This is a genomic window from Streptococcus mitis, assembly GCF_005844455.1.
GTDB classification, from domain to species: domain Bacteria; phylum Bacillota; class Bacilli; order Lactobacillales; family Streptococcaceae; genus Streptococcus; species Streptococcus mitis_BF.
In genome coordinates, this window is record NZ_SPGF01000090.1 from 1 (window position 1) to 4,288 (window position 4,288).

Consider the following 4,288-nt stretch of genomic DNA (forward strand, 5'->3'; position numbering starts at 1 on the left):
AACTATCCTAAAAAATGCTTGAACTACAAGTCACCCAGAGAAGACTTCTGGATGGCTAACTTGAACTTGAAATTCGCCATATTCTAATTCAGCTACATTTCCGTTAATGTAAAAAGAAAAACGACTTCATAATATCTATAGGAGGTTTTACCCACAACAGAAATTATAGAGCCCTATTTTAGTTCAATGTCCTTTTTTATTAATTCCCTTTAAAGGCATCCACCATTACCTGAAATTCTTCATTTGTAAGAGTAATTCCCTTGCCCATTTTAGTATGATCTGGGCTCCAAGCGCGAATGTCAAACTTTGCAGGGGCTCCATTAAAGCTGACGCGGTTAATTTCCTTGGTCCATCCTTTTTCATTTTCGGACAAGGTCAGTAAGTGTTCTTCGATTTCAAATGTAAATTCTGCCATTTTGTTCTCCTTTTTAGTTCCTTTTTAGTTTTCATTAGATTATTCGAAAAATCTTGTGGTTTTTAAGAAAATTTTATATAATGTGGATATGTAAGAAGGGAGGATTCTATGAGACAGGCATTCCAACTAGTTCTAGATAAACTACATAGTTTTCTCAATGGGAATGATGATCATCCTCAAATCGAGGACAACTCCCTTACTGCTATGATTGAACAAGCCATCCAGAAAAAGACGGCTGTTCATGTGATACTTGCTGAGACAAGCTTTACAGGTGATATCATCAAATACGATCAGCAACGCCAGCAAATTATCGTGAAAAATTTTGCCAAAAATGTGACCCGTATTATCCACATAAGCGATATTCAACGCCTGCGATTTGTCCCCTCAACTGTCCAAACAGCCCAAAAAAATAGATTTAAGAAAGAGTGAGATGTTCTTTGCATCCCACTCTTTTTCTTAACGGATTTGTTCAAAATGAAGGTGAACGGCGATATGGTCACCATAGCCACTTCTCTCCAAATCGCGTTGCAAGCGATAAGAGATATAGTGTTCTGCAATAGTAATGTAGCCAGCTCCAAGTAAGCGGTGCTCAACCATTGATTGGATCATGCTGATAGTCGCACGTTCTACCTTGGCTTCCTCCAAGTCCAAAACGACTTTTTTAGTAACTTGTGCAAGGTTTTGACGCAAATCATCTGTCAAAACATAAACGGTTTGAGCTGCTTTTAGGACAGCTTGGTAAATTTTATCTGGATCAAATTCAGCAATTTCTCCATTACGTTTGATTACTTGCATAAGGTTCTCCTTTATTCTTTGTTTTCTTTAATTTTAGCCAGCATCTTTTCTTCTTCGGCTGTTAGTTGATAGTTATCTAGCAGGTCGGGTCTGCGCTCGTAGGTTTTCTTTAAACTCTCATACAGCCGCCACTGACGAATCTTTTCATGGTGTCCACTCATGAGAACATCTGGTACCACCATGCCACGATAGTCATAAGGGCGTGTGTATTGAGGATATTCGAGAAGACCTGAAGAGAAGCTATCATCCTGGTGACTAGACTCCTTGCCAATCACTTCTGGTATCAGGCGAACAGTCGCATCAATCATGGTCATGGCCGCCAATTCTCCTCCAGTCAAGACATAGTCTCCTAGAGATATTTCATCGGTTACTAAGGTCTTGATGCGCTCGTCATACCCTTCATAGTGACCACAAATAAAGATCAGTTCCTCTTCCTGAGCCAAATCCTCAGCGTAAGCTTGATCGAACTGTTTCCCAGCAGGATCAAGAAGAATGACGCGGGGATTTTTCTTTTCAATGGCATCAAAGGCATCGAAAATGGGTTGGGCTCGGAGCAACATCCCCTGACCGCCTCCGTAGGGCTCATCGTCAACATGACGGGCCTTTTCAGCATATTCTCGAAAATTATGATACTGGATATCCAAGATCCCTTTTTCACGAGCCTTTCCAACGATTGAGTGCTCCAGTGGAGAGAACATCTCTGGAAAGAGGGTTAAAATATCAATCTTCATCATCTAACCCTTCTAAGATGTCCACATCAACCCGCTTGTTTGGAATATCAACATTGAGAACTACTGGCGGTATGTAGGGTAAAAGCAAATCACGCTTGCCTTTTCGCTTGACCACCCAGACATCATTGGCTCCTGGTTGTAAGATTTCCTTGATGGTTCCAACCAAGTTATCTCCCTCGTAAACATCCAAACCGATAATCTCGTGATAATAGAATTCACCATCATCTAAATCGTTCAAATCTTCCTCAGCGACCTTGAGATTATAACCCTTGTACTTTTCAATCGCATTGATATGATACATGTCTTTGAATTTGATAATGTCAAAGTTCTTATGCTTGCGGTGGCTAGCAATTATTACTGCTTGGACAAACTGATCTTTTTCATCAAATAAAGCCAACTCTGCCCCTTTTTTAAAACGTTCCTCGGCAAAATCCGTCACAGACAAGACTCGCATCTCACCCTGCAGACCCTGCGTATTGACGATTTTCCCAACATTAAAGTAGTTCATCTTGTCTCCTGCACTCTCCTTCTTTCCATCTTATTCTGACAATTCTCGAATGATAGCCGCAATCTTTTCTGATTCTGACCATTGTAAATAATGGTGATTTCCTCCTAAAATGAGTTTAGAATGTGAAGTCCAATACTCTGATTCTCTGTACTCTTTTTCTCTATAAGCCTGACAGAAAATAAATACAGGGATACAATCTGCTATTGATACATCCTCAAAATCTTCCTCGGTAATCTCTCCAGATATCCGAAATCCTGAATTTTGCTTTTCCAACTCTAAGCCTTTTTCTTGCATTATTTCCCAGATTACTTTATTCGTTTCAGAGCTAAATATTGCTTGAGTTAAATTCTTCAAATAAAGTTCAGGACCATACTCGTCAATCAACCTCATCTGCTCTTCCATTTCTGGATAAGGAGTTTCTGAAAAATCAGCAAACATTACTTTTTTAGTTGTAGGTTCAATTACTACTAAAGCCTGACACTTAATTGGCTTGTTGAGCAATTTGCAAGCTAAAATTCCACTCAAACTATGTACACAAAGTATATATTCAGAAATCGCCAATTCTTCAAGTACTTCATAAACTGCATCTACAAGATTATCCAGCTTTTTTCCAGCTTGGTCATGAATCGGACTTCTACCTGTGTTTGGAAAATCAATTGTCAAATAACCAATTGTGGGAGGAAGTTTTTCAAGTATAAGTGAAAAATTTTCATAACTTGGTAGCAAACCTGCTCCATTTAGACAAACTAGCACTTTCTTTTGCTTTTGATAAGTAACAGAGAGACTGCCAATTTTCGTAGACACATCAATCCTCTTCATAAAGAAATCCACTCATTCTATATAATGAATTATTAAAAATCCTTATCCTTTATTTTATCACGTTCCAGGGATTTTCACAAGTTGGATAAATCTCATCTTACAGAGTTACTACTTCTTCAAAGAATTCACCAATTATCTGATTAAACTCTTCAGGATGATCATTCATCGGTTGGTGTTTGCTGTCTGAAATCGTTACTTGACGCGCATTGGGATTTAGAGCAATTATACCATCATAGATTATTTTTAGGTGTTTGGGAAAATCATTTTCTCCTCTTACTAAAAGCATAGGAGGATTCCCTTTATATACTTCTATCTCATGGACTGCCAAGAAACCTGTTATTCCAAGGTTCAAGAAAACATCTCGCCCAGTTTCTATAATAGCCGTCTTGACCAACTCTCTTGTGATAGGGTTATCAGTACACATTTTGGAGTTCTTGTCTGCAATCACCTTCCAAGGAATCGCTTTATACATAAGAGAACTATATTTGATTCCAATGTCATTAAGTTAGTGATCTAACTACTTGAATAGGAGGTGTGATTGAGAACATCAAAGTGATTCTCTATCACATCTTCTATTTTTTTGCATGACAAATAAAGGGTTTTTCACCCTATTTTTTGAGATTTATGTTACTCTATAGATGAAATCAACTACCGATTGAGCCTTTATCTTTCTTGGATATTTTCGATTCGATCGAATAATAGATAACTGTTTCTTGAGGTATAGTAGATTGAAATAAGATGTGAACAAATTGATTAGGAAAGTCAAATTAATGTATAGAAATATTTTAGCAACCATGGCGTACTATTCTAGATTCAATCTACTATAGTTTTTCAACTGGAGGGAAGAAAGGGAACCGTTAAAAAACAAACGGCAGGCATAAGCCGCATCTGAGAAACACACTTTATATCTTTGTTTCTTGTGACTACTGTCGATGGCAACTTTCGAGGTTACCCAACGACAAAAGTTAAAATTTGTAAAGCGAGCAAAGATTTCTTGGAGAATCCCTTCCTTCTTTTTTG

The 4,288-nt window shown here is 38.0% G+C and carries 6 protein-coding genes and 2 pseudogenes; 1 reads left to right on the top strand and 7 read right to left on the bottom strand.

Annotated elements, in window-relative coordinates; translation table 11 throughout:
- Window positions 1-199 precede the first annotated feature (199 nt).
- Window positions 200-415 carry a YdbC family protein gene (locus tag FGQ53_RS11140; RefSeq protein ID WP_138338823.1) on the bottom strand — a complete coding sequence of 72 codons (216 nt, stop codon included), beginning with the start codon at window positions 413-415 and terminating at the stop codon, window positions 200-202.
- Window positions 416-523: 108 nt separating this feature from the next.
- Between FGQ53_RS11140 and FGQ53_RS11145 the strand changes: the two genes are divergently transcribed.
- On the top strand, window positions 524-844 hold the full coding sequence (locus tag FGQ53_RS11145; RefSeq protein ID WP_138338826.1) for a hypothetical protein: 321 nt from the start codon (window positions 524-526) through the stop codon (window positions 842-844).
- A gap of 27 nt (window positions 845-871) precedes the next feature.
- On the opposite strand, the gene FGQ53_RS11150 is transcribed toward FGQ53_RS11145, so the two are convergent.
- From FGQ53_RS11150 to FGQ53_RS11865, 6 genes and pseudogenes are all read right to left on the bottom strand, one after another.
- Window positions 872-1,210, bottom strand: coding sequence for an ATP cone domain-containing protein (locus tag FGQ53_RS11150; RefSeq protein ID WP_001196045.1), 339 nt, complete (start codon window positions 1,208-1,210; stop codon window positions 872-874).
- Between the two features lie 11 nt (window positions 1,211-1,221).
- The gene (gene trmD / locus FGQ53_RS11155; RefSeq protein ID WP_138338833.1) at window positions 1,222-1,941 is read right to left on the bottom strand and encodes a tRNA (guanosine(37)-N1)-methyltransferase TrmD; all 720 of its coding nucleotides are present in this window, start codon (window positions 1,939-1,941) and stop codon (window positions 1,222-1,224) included.
- Window positions 1,931-2,449 carry a ribosome maturation factor RimM gene (gene rimM / locus FGQ53_RS11160; protein ID WP_138338828.1) on the bottom strand — a complete coding sequence of 173 codons (519 nt, stop codon included), beginning with the start codon at window positions 2,447-2,449 and terminating at the stop codon, window positions 1,931-1,933. The genes trmD and rimM overlap by 11 nt, the downstream gene beginning before the upstream one ends.
- Before the next feature lie 30 nt (window positions 2,450-2,479).
- On the bottom strand, window positions 2,480-3,268 hold the full coding sequence (locus FGQ53_RS11165; protein WP_138338830.1) for an alpha/beta fold hydrolase: 789 nt from the start codon (window positions 3,266-3,268) through the stop codon (window positions 2,480-2,482).
- Window positions 3,269-3,365: 97 nt separating this feature from the next.
- Window positions 3,366-3,758 (bottom strand): annotated as a pseudogene (locus FGQ53_RS11170) (alpha/beta fold hydrolase); the annotation flags it as partial.
- Between the two features lie 336 nt (window positions 3,759-4,094).
- Window positions 4,095-4,288: pseudogene (locus tag FGQ53_RS11865) on the bottom strand (IS4 family transposase); the annotation flags it as partial.

Excerpts from the sequence above, each read along its gene's own strand:
- FGQ53_RS11150 (WP_001196045.1), bottom strand. The coding sequence starts at position 1,210 with ATGCAAGTAATCAAACGTAATGGAGAAATTGCTGAATTTGATCCAGAT.
- FGQ53_RS11165 (WP_138338830.1), bottom strand. The coding sequence starts at position 3,268 with ATGAAGAGGATTGATGTGTCTACGAAAATTGGCAGTCTCTCTGTTACT.
- FGQ53_RS11140 (WP_138338823.1), bottom strand. The coding sequence starts at position 415 with ATGGCAGAATTTACATTTGAAATCGAAGAACACTTACTGACCTTGTCC.
- FGQ53_RS11145 (WP_138338826.1), top strand. The coding sequence starts at position 524 with ATGAGACAGGCATTCCAACTAGTTCTAGATAAACTACATAGTTTTCTC.
- trmD (WP_138338833.1), bottom strand. The coding sequence starts at position 1,941 with ATGAAGATTGATATTTTAACCCTCTTTCCAGAGATGTTCTCTCCACTG.
- rimM (WP_138338828.1), bottom strand. The coding sequence starts at position 2,449 with ATGAACTACTTTAATGTTGGGAAAATCGTCAATACGCAGGGTCTGCAG.